The following is a 16,075-nucleotide window of genomic DNA, read 5'->3' as shown; positions in this document are numbered from 1 at the left end:
CATTCTTGCAACGTCTTTGGCCTACTGCTTTGCAACAAACCTCAGATACTGAGCGAAGCCGTGATTGTAATGCAGTTTTTTGCTGTTTTTTCAGAACCCATCATTTTTTGCATCCAAGCATTTTTTGGTAGGGCCCGGGAAAGTCATCGACCGCCGAGTTCCGCAAACACATGAAGCCGTCCGACCAGTCTGGACCACTTGGCTCCCCTGATAGCCCATATTCGTAAACGCCTTTTGGCTCATGTGGATGGCTCAGGCGCTTCCTCCATGTCAGCGGTGGTTGCACTGAGTCTCTGAGCCGTCAGGGCACAACGTTGCTCAATCAAAAGCACGATTTGCTCAATCACACCCTGACCGGAGAAGCCACGCTTCGGGTCTGACTGCAGTGCACGCGCGGTAATCGGCATGGAATTTGTCAAGGACAGAATCCGCTTTCTGGCCTGAGCCTTGCTGAGACCAACGGCCTCCGTGAACTGGTTCCAGTGCCGTGCTTGGACTTCGCTGAACTTGTACTTGCTGCCAATCTTCATCGCCATCTTGGGCGTCAGATTTGAATAGATCGCCGTCGAAAGCACGTCATAGAGCGGCGCCAAAACAGCGGACTTGCCCGCGTAAAGCAGCGAGAAATTCTTGGCGTGCGCGTCGTGATTGCCGATCAAGGCGTTGAAGATCACGTAGTCGAGCATACGCAGGATGTGGGGTGCGCTGGGGCGTGTCGCGCGCCGAACCAGATCGAAACATAGTGCCAGATCCGGGCCACCTTCGTTCTGGTATTTCATTTCAGGCACCACGCCCAGCGCCTGACAAAAGTCCTCTTGATGCAGGCGCCGCCGCAGGCCTTGTGCATCAACCACCCGGTCATAGCGTTCAACCAACAAAAACTCTCGCCCCAGCACGGAACGCACCTGCGACTTTGCTGGTTTCAGCTGCATGGCCTCTGCCAGCGCCAGGCAAAAGCCTTCGTTTGTGACGGTGCCCGACAGGGTGCGGATGGCTGGCTTCAAGATATGCGAGCTGGGCGTTCCATTCTTTGGAAGCCCGATCCGGGCGCCATCGAAGACCACCGGCAACTTGTCTTGAGCGCCCGCCAGGGAGAGCCGCAGACCATCCTTGCCGGCCAGCATCGGCCGATGCGGCAGTTCATCAAGAATGGCAACGATCTCTTCGTCACTCAGCCACTGAACGTCGTGGTCATGCTCAAGAATAGACAGTGGCTGCCCTGGCTCCAGTAAGGTCACGGCCCCGGCACACTCACCACCGATGCGATCGAGCAGCGCAAAATCGTTCTGGCTCGACACCTGAAATTGCCGGGCAATGAGGCGCCTGAGTTGGCCCTCTGGCAAAAGCCCTGCAAAGAAGGGGCGCGTGTGATGATCGTCGAACGGCTCTGCTTGCAAAGGCAGCGAGCTCGATAGGCCCACCGCGTCAGAGCGTGAGAGCCAATCGGGGGCATAACGGAAATTCAGCCTGCCATCAATCATCGCCAGGGCACCAACCCGCTCGGCGACCAGCCACACTTCCAGCTCACGCGCCATGGTCGTTGCCCTCTGGGTGGCTGTCAGGGGCGGATGATGGCAAGCCAATAAGCTGGAGCGTCCCCCCCAGCGCGTCAATCACGCGCAACACGTTTTCCAAACGTAGCGTGGTTTTGCCTGCTTCCAGGTCAACGATGAAGCGCACACCAACGCCTGCAGCCAGAGCCAGTTGAGGCTGTGTCAGGCCCAACAGCTTGCGTGCAGCACGCAACGCGTCACCGAGTTGTACTGTGGTCTGTATGGATCTCATCACTGGCCTTATTTCCCGTTCGGGAAATTATGAACCAAATCAAAGAAGGAGGGAAGCAATGCTTCCCGTTCGGGAATTTTTCGTACAGCAGCGCACTCTCAAAGAAAAATTTTACCGATCGGGAATTTCAAAGAAAGTAACCGCTTGTTGACTTGTCAAAAGTCTACCTGTCAAGTCCGGCCAAGCGAACTAGGTGTCAAGTCCCGCCTGTTTGTAAACACGCTTCTTGAACAATTCCGGCTTTTTTGCATACCAATCCTTCAATGTTGGCGCCGACCGAAAACTGAGCCACTTTTGAGGGTAGTGCCGACCCAAAACTGAGCCAGGTGAACAACCTACTCTGCTGTTTTTTTGTGCAGCAGAGGACAAGGAGTGATCACCATGGACATGATTGGCAGGATCCGGCATTTGCATGCCCGGAAGAACAAATCGGAGCGCGAGATATCTCGCATGACAGGGCTCTCGCGCAACACGGTGGCGAAGTGGCTGCACGGGGAGGTGGACGGCCCACCGAAGTACCGGCGCGGCGAACAACCCAACAAACTCACGGCGTTCCATGACGCGCTCAGGCTGGCCTTGAAGGCCGATGCACGTCGGCCCAAACACGAGCGCAGAACAGCTAAAGCGCTGTACGCCGAGATCAGGCGTGCGGGCTACGAGGGGGGTTACACGCGGGTGACCGACTTCATCCGGGCATGGCGCCAGGGCGAAGGCCAGGGGTCTGCGGGCAACGCCTTTGTGCCACTGGCCTTCGAACTGGGCGAGGCCTTCCAGTTCGACTGGAGCGAGGAAGGCATGGTGATCGGTGGCATCTACTACCGGGTGCAGGTCTCACACATGAAGCTGTGCGCCAGTCGGGCCTTCTGGCTGGTGGCCTACCCCAGCCAGGGCCACGAGATGCTGTTCGATGCCCACACCCGCAGCTTCGCGGCACTCGGCGGTGTGGCCCGCCGGGGCATTTACGACAACATGAAGACGGCGGTGGACAAGGTCAAGAAGGGCAAGGGGCGCATCGTCAACGAGCGCTTTGCCACCATGTGCGCGCACTACCTCTATGACCCGGACTTCTGCAACGTGGCCAGCGGCTGGGAGAAGGGTGTCGTCGAGAAGAACGTACAGGACAGCCGGCGGCGCATCTGGATCGACGCGGCCAAGATCAAGTTCGCCAGCTTCACCGAACTCAACGCCTGGCTGGGCCAGCGCTGCCGCGCGCTGTGGGACGAGGTGCGCCACCCCGAGCACACCCAGTTCAGCGTGGCCGAGATGCTCGAACACGAGCGCGCGCACCTCATGCCCATGCCGGTGCCGTTCGATGGCTACGTCGAGAAACCCGCGCAGGTCTCCAGCACCTGCCTGGTGTCGGTGGCGCGCAACCGCTATTCGGTGCCGTGCGAACGGGTCGGCCAGTTGGTCAGCACGCGGCTGTATCCGGGCAGCGTCGCCATCGTGGCCGACGACACCATCGTGGCGCGCCACGAGCGGCTGAGCAACGCGGGCGAGACCCGGTACGACTGGCAGCACTACATCCCGCTGCTGCAGAGGAAGCCCGGCGCGCTGAGGAACGGCGCGCCCTTTGCCGACATGCCCGAGCCGCTGCAGCGGCTGCGCCGAGGGCTGCTGCGCAACCCGGGCGGCGACAGGGTCATGGCGCAGGTGCTGGCCGTTGTGCTCAGCGCCGGCCTGGACGCGGTGTTGGTGGCCATCGAGCTGGCGCTGGAGAGCGGTGCACCGGGCAAGGTCAGCGTGGAGCATGTGGTCAATGTGCTGAACCGGCTCAACGCGCAGCCGGTGCCGCCCACGGCGGCCACGCTGCTGAGAGTGACCACGCCGCCGCTGGCGAACACGGCGCGCTACGACAGCCTGCGTTCGGACACCGTGGGCAACATTGTGGGCGTGACCACCGAAGGAGCCGACCATGAAGACTGACGTGCTGGTCGAACTCAAGGCACTGCGCCTGCACGGCATGGCCGGCGCGTGGGCCGATCTGGTCGAGCAAGGGGGTGGTGAGGGAGGCGGTGTGGGCATCGAGACCTCGCGCTGGCTGATCGAGCATTTGTTGCAGGCCGAGGGCACGGACCGCGCGATGCGCTCGGTCAGCCACCAGATGCACGCGGCGAAGTTCCCGGTGCACCGGGACATGGCGGGCTTTGACTTCGAGGTCTCACCGGTGGACCGCAAGCTGGTGGAGACTCTGGCCACCACGGCCTTCACCGACGAGGCGCACAACGTGGTGCTGGTGGGCGGACCGGGCACAGGCAAGACCCATCTGGCCACGGCCATGGGTGTCTCGGGCATCACCCGGCACGGCAAGCGGGTGCGGTTCTACTCCACCGTCGATCTGGTCAACGCGTTGGAGCAGGAGAAGGCCCAAGGCAAGGCCGGGCGCATTGCGCTGAGCTTGCTGCGCATGGACCTGGTGATCCTCGATGAGCTGGGCTACCTGCCGTTCAGCCAGGCCGGCGGGGCGTTGCTGTTCCACCTGCTGAGCAAGCTGTACGAGCACACCAGCGTGATGATCACAACCAATCTGGACTTCGCCGAATGGTCCAGCGTGTTCGGCGACGCGAAGATGACCACGGCGCTGCTGGACCGGCTCACGCACCACTGCCACATCGTGGAGACGGGCAACGAGTCGATCCGGTTCAGTCGCAGCACGGCTGCAGCCAAGAAGCGTATCAAGGCCCGCGAGCAGGCGCGAAAGAGTGCCTCGACGCAGGCTGAGCCCGACCCATTCTGAGCAAGTGCCGCGCTGTGCAAGCCGCTACGGGCTACGCCCTGCGCGGCTTGCACAGCGCCTTCAACACAACAACAAGGAGATCGCCGAACCAGGACAGCACCTACACTTATCCACAGCCGACCCCACAAAAGTCGGCTTCCACCCCTGGCTCAATATTCAGTCGGCACGGTGGCTCAAATTTGGATCGGCGCGGACACTTCAACGCCTGAACGGGTGAAACGTGCTTGAGTGCACGCTGTGGAATCTGGTGGTTGTAGGTTTTGACGTAGTTCATCAATGTGGCCTCCAGCTGCGCTGCGGATGCAAAGCGCGTTTGCCTGACGATTTCGCTGATACGCCCGTTGAAGCGCTCCACCATGCCGTTGGTCTGTGGGTGACGCGGCGGACACAGCCGGTGCTCAATGCCCAACGCCTTGCAGCGCATATCGAACTTGTGCCGCCCGCTGGGTTCGCGTTTTTTGTTCGTGAACCGATCCGTGAACTGACTGCCGTTGTCGGTGAGTAGTTTGACGATCTTCATGGGCGCTGCACGCTCCAGACGCTCCAGGAAGTCCACGCTGGAGTCCTCGCTCTGGTCGGCATAGATGTGCATGAACACCCAGCGCGTTGCCCGGTCTATGGCCACGAACAGATAGCGCCGCTGGCGCTCGTCGGGCATCTGCGGCAGGTATTTGATGTCCACATGCACAAAGCCTGGTTCATAGTCCTTGAAGGTCTTGACGGGCTTGTCAGCAGTGCCTGCGTCGGCCTGGGCCTGGGCCTGAAGTTCACGCAAACTGGAGACACCGTGGCGGCGCAAGCAACGATCCAGACCTGCACGGGAGACCTGCGGGTTCACAAACTCTCGCACCACCGCCAGCAGGTCATCCAGGGGCAAAAACAGCAGGCGGCGCAGCTCCACAGCGATGGCCTCTTGCACGGGCGAGAGCGTTGTATGCAGCGTGTGCGGACGGTGCGAGAGATCATCCGGGCTGTCTCGGTGCTTCCATTTGCGTGCCGTCGCACGGGTGATGTTGTAGAGCTCGGCCAGTTGTGCAATGGATGCTGGAGAATCTTTGATCTCGGCTCTCGTACGCGGTGTGGTTCGTGCTTGCGCGTGCACTTGGCTCATGTCGATTGCTCCTGTTTGAAGGATTCCACCACGTTGCGCATTACCTCTCTTGCTTGGAAGAATGCCCAACTCCTGTGGGGTATATGATCACACGAGATGGGACAACTAGGCCAAGCTGCATAATCTGTAAATCGCAGTTCTGGCCCAGAATGAAAAAACCACGCTACCGTTTTGATAGCGTGGTTTCCTTGTGTGGCTTGGTAGGGCGTGGCGGACTTGAACCGACGACCAAAGGATTATGAGCGGCACTTTTGCTATTGTTAAGCTAGCTTGTTGACCACCCACCGGCAACCACGGACGTTAACGAAACCCAGCAGCCATGCGGGTCTCCGCTGACCCTTCAGGTTAACGGCGCTCAAAGACGCTCGGTTAACGGGGGTGGTAGCAAGAACGGTCTTTTGACCAAAGGATTGGTCAAAAAGTAGCGCCACGGTAGCAAGAAATCAGGCATGCCTTCAGACACAACCAGCACCACCAACCGGTTCGACTTCACCAAAAGCACGATCAACCGGCTGCCCACGCCCTCCACCGGCGTGGCCTACTACTACGACACCAAGGCCAAGGGGCTTGCCCTGAGCGTGGGCACCACAGGGCGCAAGAGCTTCCTGCTCTACCGCAAGATCAAAGGGCGGCCGGAACGCATCAAGATTGGCCCCTACCCCGACCTCTCTATCGAGCAGGCGCGCAAATCCACCGCCGTTCTCAACGCGCAGATCGCCCAAGACGCCAACCCTGCGGACACGGGCCGTGCCAAGCGCAATGAGATGACGCTGGCCGAGTTGTTCGAGAAGTACTACGAGCAGCACTCCTCGCTGCGCAAGGTCACGCACCTGGAGGACATCGAGCACTTCCGCCGCCACGTCAACACCTCCGTCCACGGACCCAACCTCGCCAAGCTGCCGCTGTCGGAGGTCACGCGAGCCAAGCTCACGGCGCACCACGCCCGCATGCGCGCCATTCCCACCACAGCCAACCGCGTGCTGGCGCTCGTCAGCTCGATGTTCAGCAAGGCGATTCAGTGGAGCTACTTCGAGGGGGTGAACCCATGCCGTGGCATCGAGAAGTTTCCCGAGCGCGCCCGCGAACGCTTCGTGCAGCCCGACGAAATGCCTCGGCTGCTCTACGCGCTGGAGAACGAGGAAAACGAGACTGTGCGCGACTTCCTGCTCACGGCTCTTTTCACCGGCGCACGCCGCAGCAATGTGCTGACGATGCAGTGGGCCGACGTGCATATGGAGCGCAAGGAGTGGCGCATCGCCCGCACCAAGAACGGCACCGCGCAAACAATCCCACTGCCGCAAGCGGCCATCGAGGTGCTGCAACGGCGCCAGCAGGCGGTGCAAGGCCTCGACACGCCCTATGTCTTCCCAGGCCCCGGCGCAAACGGCCATATCGTGGATCCCCAGCGCGCCTGGGATCGGGTGCTGGCGCGTGGCACGGCGCTGGGGCTCGTCGATGCCATCGCGGCACGAGCCAAGGCCATCGAGTTCGACTACCTCACGGCGGTAGAGGAGGCCACCAACTTCCCGCACCAGACCATCGAGCGGTTCAGTGCATTGGCGCGTTCGCACGGTCTGTTTGTCGAGCACTACGAGATGCGGGATTTGCATATGCACGACCTGCGTCGGACGCTGGGTTCTTGGCTGGCCTCTGGCGGCACCAGCCTGCCCATCATCGGCAAGGCGCTGAACCACAAGAGCCCACAGGCCACGCAAATCTATGCGCGGCTCATGCTGGGGCCGGTGCGCGATGCAATGGAAGAAGCCACGAACGCCATGCGCAACGCCAAGGGCGTGTAACGCGGTGCTGCTGCTGGCAGCGCCATTTCGCTAGAATCAACGCCAGCGCAACAAGGCTTCCACCTTGCCGCCTTCACGAAGTGCCGTGGCCTCCCTGGCCGCTGCTCCTCGTGCTTCCAACTTCCAACCCCTAAACCGGGATGCTGCGCGGCAACACCGCAAGGCTCCCCGCTCTCATTTCAACCACCCAAAGGCTTGGGCGGCGAATGGGTGCGTGCAGTGGTTGGAAGCTCCCATTCGTGCGCCCCTTTCCGCCCAGCCTCCTCGGCTCGATGGAGCCGGAAAGGAAACCGCTATGACCTCGCCCCGCGACGAATGGAACCGCTTTGTTCAACTCAAGACCCATAGCTGGAAAGACGCCCAGCAATGGCAGATCACGCCACGCGCGCATGTGCTGCGGCATCTCATCCCTGCAAAAAGCACATGCTGCTTTCTCGCAGAGCCGGACATGCGCACGCTGCCGTTCACCGATCTGCTTGCCCTGCACATCGTGCGCGGGCGGGACTTCGGGCCGTTCGCTTCGAGCGGCGCCTCATCCGTCCTGCTGTTGAGCACGGCGGAAGTGGAATGCCCGGACTTTCTCCGCACGCTGCACGCCACCAGCCGCGCCGCCCCTCTTCCCCCCAGCGGCAACGACCGCGACGAGTTCCTTCGCCTGTACCACAGCGACGAAGACGGCGGGGACATCGCCTATCTCGACACGCCGGAGGGGCAAGGCGCGCTGCGTGCAGCCTTGGATGGCATCAAGACGCTCATCGTGTCCGACCTCGAAGCCTGGCTCAGCCCCGCGCACACCGCTGCCGAATCGGTGCAACGGCTGCGCCCCTTCCTGCGCAATCTGAACAAGAAGGGCATTACCGTGGTGCTTGTCGAACATGCGTCGCAGCGCATCAGCCTCGGCGCCCAACTGGTCACGCACAAGGCCAACCTCATCCGCCTCTCGCACGACCACGCTGCGCCGTACGCCATGGGCGGTGGCTTCCATCTGCACCGCACCAAGACGACGCCGGAAGACCAAGTGCCCGCGACGCTGCAATTCTGGTTCACCGAATCGGAATGCGACATGAACTACGGCCTGGAATACCGCAGCCCGAACGACGAACAAACGGCCAAGCAGGTGGAAATGGTGCAGCGCCAGATTGAGGTGGCCCGGCTGCTGGGGCTCAAGTGGAGACAAAACCGCATCGCCAAGCATTTGGAGGTCAACGCGGCCACCATCTCGCGCGACGTGGCTGCGCTGAAGGCGCAGGGCGCGATGCCCGCACAGTCCGAAGAGCTGACCGATGAATGGGGCACCGATGCCAAGGCAGTGCAGCCCGTTGCGCCGCAACCGCACGGCACCGCCCGGGGCCGCGGTGTCGGTCAAACTCCCGTGCACCGCTTCGAGGGTGATGAAGACGGCGTGCCCGCCGAAACGCCCGCCGGGCCGCGCAAGGCGCCTCGCCACCGCCGCTACGACCGCGCCCGCGGAGTAGGCATCGCCCCCTTGCCGTTTCTGCGCAAAAAGGGCGTTCCGCCCATCTCCTTGCGCGACTAACGGCGTCTCGCACCTCGTGCATGCACGCATTTTTGCAATGCATCCAAGGAGCGGCCAAGCCGAGGGCTCCATTGCAGACGTGCATGCACGCAATTCTGCAAGTTCGGGCGTCGAAAGATAGCCGCGACTGACCTGCCGCAGTGCCCTTGGCGCACCCAGCGCCTTGCGGGGGTGCATGGCGGCGCATCGGTGCCAGATGGTGGCCGGGTGAGTGCTCTGTAAACGCCAACAGCTATAGCAACTCACTTTCGTTCGCAATTTGAACGAACCACCAACCAACCATCTGGAGCACCATCACCATGAGTACCGCCCTTCCACTCCCCACCACCCCATGGCCCCTTGTCAGGACCGTGCACATCGACCGGATTCACGTCAACGGGCCACTCGACCACGACCCCCTCGGAGAACTGCTCTACAAGGAGTTGGACTCGAACACCGTGATCCCCATCGGGGCCAGCGCGGTCAAGCCGAATACCCGGCGCAACCCTGAAGAAATCTACATCCGCTCGAAAAGCGTGCAGCCCAGTGGCCGGGCGTACATGCTGGAGTTCGACGCATGCCCGCCGAAGATCCTCCAGGGCCACAACTTCTTCGGCCACGCCGACTTGGCCGACTACACCTACGCCCTGTTCGACCGCCAGACGCGCAGTGTCATCAAGCAGGAGGTAAGCAGTGATGATCGCCAGTGCTGGGCCACCGGCCAAGTCGGCGTGACCTGCGTTCATCTGTGCGCCAACTTCTGGTGCCCCGAGGGCGTGCAGCAAGAATGCATCGACGCCATTGACGAGAACCACCGCCAGGGCAAGCATCGCGACGAGGAGACGTGCATCTCTATCGGCTTCACCCCGCGTGGACGCTCTCAGTACCACGTGGGCACCGTCTACGCCAAACATGTGATGCTGGAGAAGGAGTGGCCGCGCCCTGGCCCGCTGCAAACACGCATCCTCGGCGCCTCACGCCGTTCGCTGCGCGTTGAATTCAAGCTCTATTCCCAATGGCTCAAGCGCCACAAGCTGGACTATGTGATGCGCTGGAAGGATGTGGACGTGAACGCCATCTTCTTCAAGCTCCTGGCCGAGTACCAGATCGCCAGCGCCATCCAGCCCTTGCTGACCGAGGACGAGCAGCGCGCCCTCTCGCCCGCCGAACGCCGCGCCTACCTGCTCTGGCTCAACGGCATCGATCTGGAGCAGTACTACTCGCGCACCACGGTGTGGAAATACGCCACGGACATCAAGGAAAAGACGCAGATGAACGTGCGCGGCCATCGCCGCCCCGACGCCCTGCCCCCCGTTGACCTGCGCGAACTGCTGGTGCCCGGCAACATCGTGCCGATCCCCAACTGGGCCTACGAAAACCCGAGACGCTACTGGGCACCGGGCCGTGCGATGGAGGAAGCTGCCGCGGCCAAATCCGCTGCGACATTGCAGTCCCCCGCCGCCCCCACCATGATCCCGCATGACAGCCTTGACGCCATCATGAACGACCCCGAGCTGAACAAGCTGGCGTACTGACTGCCGCGCCACCGTGCCCCAGCGCATGGCAATTTGTCGCCATTGACTATCAATGGAGGAACCCGCAATGGCGAAGATTTCACGTTGGGGGCACAGTCTCGGAATTCGGATTCCCAAGTACGTGGCGGAACGTGCTGGGCTGCAGGCGCACGACCAAGCCTACGTGCGCCTGTTGGACTCCGGCGAAATCCTCGTGCGCATCGTCCGCGCACGGGACATCCCTGCGGTGTACAAACCCCTGGTGGGCGATGGGGTGCCCGCAGCGTCCAAACCGATCACCGACGAAGAGGTGGCGCAGGGTTGGTGACCAGGATTGTGGTGTGGGAGTACGACGCGCACCCTTTGTGTCACAAAGGCAGACCATCGCTATCAAGTTCGTGAATGGAGAAAAAATATGACGAAGCCAAAGATCACGCTGGCGGACTTCGCCAAGAGTCCCGTACTGCAGGAGCATGCCCGCAAGAGCCGTGCCGTTGCCCGTGCTCTGGACGAGAGTGCGGAAGTGCTGCCCTATGCCAAGACCTTCACCAGCTTCGAGTTCGAGGACTTCCTGAGCCAGCTCACCCCCAAACGGTTCGAGTTGTTGCGCCTGGCCAGCAAGGGTCGCCGATCCATTGCGGACTTGGCGACTGCAGCCCACCGTGACCAAAGCGCCGTCTCGCGCGACGTGGCCAAGCTGAGCCAGTTGGGCCTGGTCAAGGTGGAAGTGGTCACAAATGAAGGGCACGGACGCAAGAAGATCGTGATGCCGGTCGCCAGCACGATCTCGATCAACGCGCCGATTGCTACGGCCTGATCCATCGCAGAGGCGATCAGGCCGTTCTTGCGCTGCACTACGGCATGTTGGTGCAGCGGATTGACCGCGTCAGTTCCGGCTCCTGCGCAGCGCATGGCGCGGCTTTTCAACGGTGGCTGACTATCGACAAGTGCGTGTTATCGCTAGTTGGCTGCACGCATGGTAGCCATGCGTATGATCTTCGATGAACAGACCTACCGACTACCGCTGCGGCGATCCGTACTTCCACGAGCTTGGGTGTTGCTCGACTTGTTGCAGACACGCATCCCAAGTGATGCGTTAACCCCTCCCCGATTTCCGCCGCGTTCGCGACAGCAGCCGCTGCTTGAAGTCTAATCAAGACAAAGGGAGGGGCTCGGCATAGCACGCGCGGACGCAACCGGCCGGCATGGCAGCCTCTTGTATCAATGTCGCGGAAATCGCGGCCACTCAATATGGGAGACTCATAGTCATGACCACGCCAACGGCACCACCAGCGGCAGCAGTTCCGGCGGGAAGCATCACTCTGCGGTACGTCGAGCTATGCAAGTTCCGACGCCTTGGCAAGGTCCAGTTGGACCTGGACCCGCAGACGACGATTCTTGTGGGCGCCAACAACAGCGGTAAGACCGCTATCCTCACTGCGCTGAGGCATTTTTTGGCTGAATCTTCGCCCTTCGGAGCGTTCGACATCAGCTTGTCGGAGTGGCCCGCGTTGCGTGCGCTGGGTGCCAAATGGGAGGCATTGGCGGAGGATCCGTCGACCGCGACGCCTAAAGATGACGACGACTGGGATGGCCAGCTCGCTATGCTGCTGGCGGCAATGCCCACGCTGGATCTGTGGTTCGATGCCGAAGCTGGGATGTTTCACTACGTCCAACCTTTCTTGTCCAAGCTGATCTGGAAAGGTGGCGCCGTTGGCGTTCGCTTGCGCCTGGAGCCAGCCAGCGATGTTGCATCGCTCAAAGAGCTGGCCTGGGCGTACAACCTGGCGCGCCGACCCGTGAAGGGCATGAGCAGCGAGTCGCTGGCTTGGCCGATCGACCTGCTGGACTACTGGCTGCGCGAGCCCAAGAAGCTTGGACAGGTCAAGCCGTACAGCCTCGATGCCGCCAACAATCCCATACAGGGGATCAAGACCTACCAAACCCAGAGCCTGGCGGCTGGCGCGCAGCCAGGCGACCGCAAGCACCTGGCCAAGCTGATCCGTGTCGACTTCGTGGCCGCCCAGCGGGGCCTCGGTTCGGAAGAGGCCGACTCGAAGTCCATGTCGTCGTCTCATCCCGTCGGCCTGTTTTCGAACCAGCTTCTGAAGTTCGCGCGCCAGCATCTCAACGTTGCCGTGACTGGGCACGGGCAACGGGCCGACCTCATCCAGGCGGTCGCCAATGCGCAGAAGGACCTGGACCAGAAGATCCATGATGCTTTGGCATCATCGGTGGCCGAGGTGAAGCTGCTCGGCTATCCCGGCCTTCATGACCCCCAGGAAATTCGGTTCAGGACGCGCATTCACACTGCCGATCTGCTAGACCACAGCACCGCCGTTCAGTACAGCATGAAGGGTGGGACCGGCGAAGACATGCTACCGGAGTTCTCGATCGGCCTGGGCTACCAAAACCTCCAGTCGCTGAGCTACCAGCTAGTGTCGTTCAAGACCGCGCGCATGAACCCCGAGAAGGGCTCACCGCCGCCGGTCCACCTCGTCATGATCGAGGAGCCCGAGGCGCACCTGCACGTTCAGGTGCAGCGCATCTTTCCGGACAAAGCGCACAAGCTCATCAGCCCGGCCGGCAAGGATGCCAGCGCGCTGCGAAGTCAGTTGCTGATAAGCACGCATTCAAGCCACCTCGCGCACGCCGAGGACTTCGACCGGCTGCGGTACGTCCGGCGAATCCCACCCTCGACGGCCCATCCGACGCCGAGCACCGAGGTCGTCGACCTGGGCGAGGTGTTCGGCGACGACGAAGAGACTCGCCAATTCGCGGAACGCTACTTCCGCGTGCAACACACCGATCTGCTGTTCGCCAACGCCGCCCTGCTCGTGGAAGGCGTCGCAGAGCGTATGCTCGTGCCGCTCTTCATGGAGCTGAAGTACGAGAAGTTAAACAGCCGCTACGTTTCCTTTCTAGACATCGGCGGCAGCCACGCCCACAGGCTGAGGCCCCTGGTCGAAAAGCTCCGGATTCCCACCGTCGTCATCACCGACCTCGATCCGACCGAGAAGAAGGCCGGCCCCAAAGGCAAGATGCGCTGGATGGCCACGGCAAACACCGGTCAGGCTGGCCTCAGGTGCGGCAATGCCACTCTGCGCGAATGGCATCCCCAATTGCACAACGTGGACGACTATAAGGCGCCAACTCCTGCCCAACTCATCTGGACTGGTACCCCGGGCTGCAAGGTGCGGTTCGCGTGGCAGCTGCCGGTTGCCGAGGCGGGCGGCCAATGGCCGACGACCTTCGAGGACTCGCTGATCCTGACCAACATCGAGTGGTTCAAGGGGCTGAACAAGTTGGTTGAAGAAGCCGAGGCTGCCAAAGCCAGCGGCCAACAAAAGGCCGATGACGATGGCAAGAAGGTCAAACCACCAACCGGCGCACTGGCCGATGCGGCGGAGGCTGTTGCGGGCGCTGCCACGACGGTCGACCTGCTGAGCGACCTTCACGATTTGATGCGCGATTCGTTCAGCAAGGGCGATTTCGCGGCCAGCATCTTCGAGCGCGTAGCTGCCGGTGAGGACGTGACCTGCCCGAAGTACATCGCTGACGCCCTCGCCTGGCTGCAGGACGAGCTTGAGCCCGCTGGAAGCACAACGCTATGAACGGCGCCGTAGTACCTGAAAGCAACGACCGCGACGCCAGCGTCGTCGAGGAAATCTGCGGATACCTGACAGAGCAGCCGCCGCGCAGCTTTTTCATGTTCGCGGGAGCCGGCTCCGGCAAGACGCGCACGCTCGTCGAAGTCCTGCGCCGCCTGACCGGCGTCGTTGCGCACGAACACGGTGAAATGTTAGCCCACCGGCTGCGTCTCTATGGTCGGTCAATCCGCGTCGTCACGTATACCAAGAACGCCGTTGCGGTCATCAGCGGGCGGCTGGGCAGCAATGACCTAGTCGCCGTCTCGACCATCCACTCGTTTTGTTGGGAGCTGATCGGCGGCTTTGACGACGATATCCGCGAGGCGCTGATCGCTGACAAGGGCCTGCAGCTCGAAGAGGCTAAGACCAAGGCGGCGGCCAAGGCAAGGGGCGTCAGTGACACAGACCGCAGGAAATTCGCCGAGATCGAGGCAGATATCGAAGCTCTGAAGGCCGTGTCAACGTTTGTCTACCATCCGGACAAGGATACCTACGGTGAAGGCGCCCTGCAGCACAGCCAAGTACTGGACGCAACGGCCTGGCTGCTGTTGAACAGGCCGACGTTGCAAACCATCCTGCAGGATCGCCACCCCATCATCCTGATCGACGAGTCCCAGGACACGATGAAGTCGGTGCTGGACTCGCTAATGACCCTGGCGGAGCCCAGGGGCAGCGGCTTCACGCTCGGCCTCCTCGGGGATCATCGGCAACGCATCTACATGGACGGGCATGTCGATCTGCCCGGCCTCGTTCCCTCCGGCTGGGCCAAGCCGGAGCTGAAGATGAACCACCGCAGCCAGCAGCGGATTGTTCAGCTCATCAACAAAATCTGGGCGACGAAGCTGGCTGGTCGTACACAGCCTACTTCCGGCGTCGAACAGCATCACCGCACCGAGAAGACCGGTGGCACCGTGCGTCTGTTCATCGGAAGCACGTCGCTGTCGACGCCAGAGAAGCGACTGAAAGAAGCCTGGGTTGCGACGCAGATGCGGCAGACAGCCCAGAGCGATGCGTGGGCGACGCCTACTGGCTATCAGTCGCTTGCGCTTGAGCACAAGCTGGTCGCGGCGCGCGGTGACTTCTTGAATGTGTACACAGCGATGACGCTCATCGACCCGAACGCCGCCGCGCCATCGGGCAGGGGTGAAAACACTGGACCTTCAGCCGCCCGCCTAGTGCTTCAGGATCTCGCGCAGCTCGTGGCCTGCGTGGCCGCGGACGGGAGCGTCAACGACTTTGCGGCCACCGAAGTCTTGCGACGCGCCGGCTGCCTTGAGCAGTTGCCGATCGAATCCGATCAGCGAATTGCGCGGGCCGAAGAAATGCATGAGGCCGTCGTGGCGTTTGGCGCGGCGTGCGTCAAACCAGACGCCACCGTCGCCGAGGTCATCGCGCCCATCATCGAGGCGCAGGTGTTCAAGGTGGACGCTCGGTTGCTGCAGCAGTTTGCCGACCAGACACCACCGCCACCTCCGCCGATCCCCCGCAGGGAAACCGAGACAGATGACGCCCGGCGGCGAAGGGGGTGGTGCGCGTTGTTCGAAGCTCCATGGGCCGAGTTGGAGCGGTACCGACGCTACCTGGCCGGCAATTCAGAACTCGCCACCCACCAGGTGGTCAAGGGGTCCGAGTTCACGCACGTCATGGTCGTCATGGACGACGAGCAGTCCGGCGGCAACCAGATTTCCTACGACAAGCTGTTCGGCGCGACCGAGCTGGGAGATCGCGACCTGGAAAACGTCCAGGCCGGGAAGGAAACGACCATCGACCGAAGCCTGCGACTGCTGTACGTTACCTGTAGCCGGGCCCGTGAAACGCTGGCGTTGGTTTTGTGGGCAGAGAACCCGACCGACGCACTGAAATTCGCGCGGAGCGAGAGCGGCTGGTTTGCTGAAGGAGAAATCTTGGAGATTCCTTAGGATGCCGCCTCAGGCCAGGGCCGGAGCGGCACTTCAGCACCGAA

The 16,075-nt window shown here is 61.8% G+C and carries 12 protein-coding genes; 9 read left to right on the top strand and 3 right to left on the bottom strand.

Annotated features, from left to right (window positions below; genetic code table 11):
- Window positions 1-239 precede the first annotated feature (239 nt).
- Entirely contained in the window at window positions 240-1,535 is a 1,296-nt protein-coding gene (locus G7045_RS02240; RefSeq protein WP_166156694.1) for a type II toxin-antitoxin system HipA family toxin, read from the bottom strand.
- Window positions 1,525-1,785 carry a helix-turn-helix transcriptional regulator gene (locus tag G7045_RS02235; RefSeq protein ID WP_166156692.1) on the bottom strand — a complete coding sequence of 87 codons (261 nt, stop codon included), beginning with the start codon at window positions 1,783-1,785 and terminating at the stop codon, window positions 1,525-1,527. Before G7045_RS02235 ends, G7045_RS02240 begins: the two co-directional genes overlap by 11 nt.
- Before the next feature lie 381 nt (window positions 1,786-2,166).
- Between G7045_RS02235 and istA the strand changes: the two genes are divergently transcribed.
- Both istA and istB read left to right on the top strand, forming a co-directional pair.
- On the top strand, window positions 2,167-3,711 hold the full coding sequence (gene istA / locus G7045_RS02230) for an IS21 family transposase (RefSeq protein WP_166156690.1): 1,545 nt from the start codon (window positions 2,167-2,169) through the stop codon (window positions 3,709-3,711).
- Window positions 3,701-4,522 carry an IS21-like element ISThsp19 family helper ATPase IstB gene (gene istB / locus G7045_RS02225; protein WP_166156689.1) on the top strand — a complete coding sequence of 274 codons (822 nt, stop codon included), beginning with the start codon at window positions 3,701-3,703 and terminating at the stop codon, window positions 4,520-4,522. The genes istA and istB overlap by 11 nt, the downstream gene beginning before the upstream one ends.
- Before the next feature lie 106 nt (window positions 4,523-4,628).
- Here the strand turns inward: istB and G7045_RS02220 are convergent, their stop codons facing one another.
- On the bottom strand, window positions 4,629-5,633 hold the full coding sequence (locus G7045_RS02220; RefSeq protein ID WP_166156688.1) for an IS481 family transposase: 1,005 nt from the start codon (window positions 5,631-5,633) through the stop codon (window positions 4,629-4,631).
- Window positions 5,634-6,082: 449 nt separating this feature from the next.
- Here G7045_RS02220 and G7045_RS02215 point away from each other — a divergent pair, with 449 nt between their 5' ends.
- From G7045_RS02215 to G7045_RS02185, 7 genes are all read left to right on the top strand, one after another.
- Complete coding sequence (locus tag G7045_RS02215) at window positions 6,083-7,432, top strand: site-specific integrase (protein ID WP_166156687.1); 1,350 nt, start codon at window positions 6,083-6,085, stop codon at window positions 7,430-7,432.
- Window positions 7,433-7,727: 295 nt separating this feature from the next.
- Window positions 7,728-8,969, top strand: a complete 1,242-nt coding sequence (locus G7045_RS02210; protein ID WP_166156686.1) for a hypothetical protein — start codon at window positions 7,728-7,730, stop codon at window positions 8,967-8,969.
- A 437-nt stretch (window positions 8,970-9,406) separates the two neighbouring features.
- Window positions 9,407-10,483 carry a phage/plasmid replication protein, II/X family gene (locus G7045_RS02205; RefSeq protein WP_166156685.1) on the top strand — a complete coding sequence of 359 codons (1,077 nt, stop codon included), beginning with the start codon at window positions 9,407-9,409 and terminating at the stop codon, window positions 10,481-10,483.
- Between the two features lie 67 nt (window positions 10,484-10,550).
- On the top strand, window positions 10,551-10,790 hold the full coding sequence (locus G7045_RS02200; RefSeq protein ID WP_166156684.1) for a hypothetical protein: 240 nt from the start codon (window positions 10,551-10,553) through the stop codon (window positions 10,788-10,790).
- 87 nt (window positions 10,791-10,877) lie between these two features.
- Window positions 10,878-11,279: an ArsR family transcriptional regulator gene (locus tag G7045_RS02195; protein ID WP_166156683.1), complete on the top strand. Its 402-nt coding sequence runs from the start codon at window positions 10,878-10,880 to the stop codon at window positions 11,277-11,279.
- 451 nt (window positions 11,280-11,730) lie between these two features.
- Window positions 11,731-14,076 (top strand): AAA family ATPase, encoded by a 2,346-nt coding sequence (locus G7045_RS02190; RefSeq protein WP_166156682.1) that lies wholly within the window; start codon window positions 11,731-11,733, stop codon window positions 14,074-14,076.
- The gene (locus G7045_RS02185) at window positions 14,073-16,031 is read left to right on the top strand and encodes a UvrD-helicase domain-containing protein (protein ID WP_166156680.1); all 1,959 of its coding nucleotides are present in this window, start codon (window positions 14,073-14,075) and stop codon (window positions 16,029-16,031) included. Before G7045_RS02190 ends, G7045_RS02185 begins: the two co-directional genes overlap by 4 nt.
- Window positions 16,032-16,075: the final 44 nt, after the last annotated feature.

The organism is Acidovorax sp. HDW3, assembly GCF_011303755.1.
Classification (GTDB): Bacteria; Pseudomonadota; Gammaproteobacteria; order Burkholderiales; family Burkholderiaceae_C; genus Paenacidovorax.
This window is presented reverse-complemented; position numbering and strand designations above follow the sequence as displayed.

Excerpts from the sequence above, each read along its gene's own strand:
- G7045_RS02185 (WP_166156680.1), top strand. The coding sequence starts at position 14,073 with ATGAACGGCGCCGTAGTACCTGAAAGCAACGACCGCGACGCCAGCGTC.
- G7045_RS02215 (WP_166156687.1), top strand. The coding sequence starts at position 6,083 with ATGCCTTCAGACACAACCAGCACCACCAACCGGTTCGACTTCACCAAA.
- G7045_RS02235 (WP_166156692.1), bottom strand. The coding sequence starts at position 1,785 with ATGAGATCCATACAGACCACAGTACAACTCGGTGACGCGTTGCGTGCT.
- G7045_RS02210 (WP_166156686.1), top strand. The coding sequence starts at position 7,728 with ATGACCTCGCCCCGCGACGAATGGAACCGCTTTGTTCAACTCAAGACC.
- G7045_RS02220 (WP_166156688.1), bottom strand. The coding sequence starts at position 5,633 with ATGAGCCAAGTGCACGCGCAAGCACGAACCACACCGCGTACGAGAGCC.
- G7045_RS02195 (WP_166156683.1), top strand. The coding sequence starts at position 10,878 with ATGACGAAGCCAAAGATCACGCTGGCGGACTTCGCCAAGAGTCCCGTA.
- G7045_RS02200 (WP_166156684.1), top strand. The coding sequence starts at position 10,551 with ATGGCGAAGATTTCACGTTGGGGGCACAGTCTCGGAATTCGGATTCCC.
- G7045_RS02240 (WP_166156694.1), bottom strand. The coding sequence starts at position 1,535 with ATGGCGCGTGAGCTGGAAGTGTGGCTGGTCGCCGAGCGGGTTGGTGCC.
- G7045_RS02190 (WP_166156682.1), top strand. The coding sequence starts at position 11,731 with ATGACCACGCCAACGGCACCACCAGCGGCAGCAGTTCCGGCGGGAAGC.
- istB (WP_166156689.1), top strand. The coding sequence starts at position 3,701 with ATGAAGACTGACGTGCTGGTCGAACTCAAGGCACTGCGCCTGCACGGC.
- istA (WP_166156690.1), top strand. The coding sequence starts at position 2,167 with ATGGACATGATTGGCAGGATCCGGCATTTGCATGCCCGGAAGAACAAA.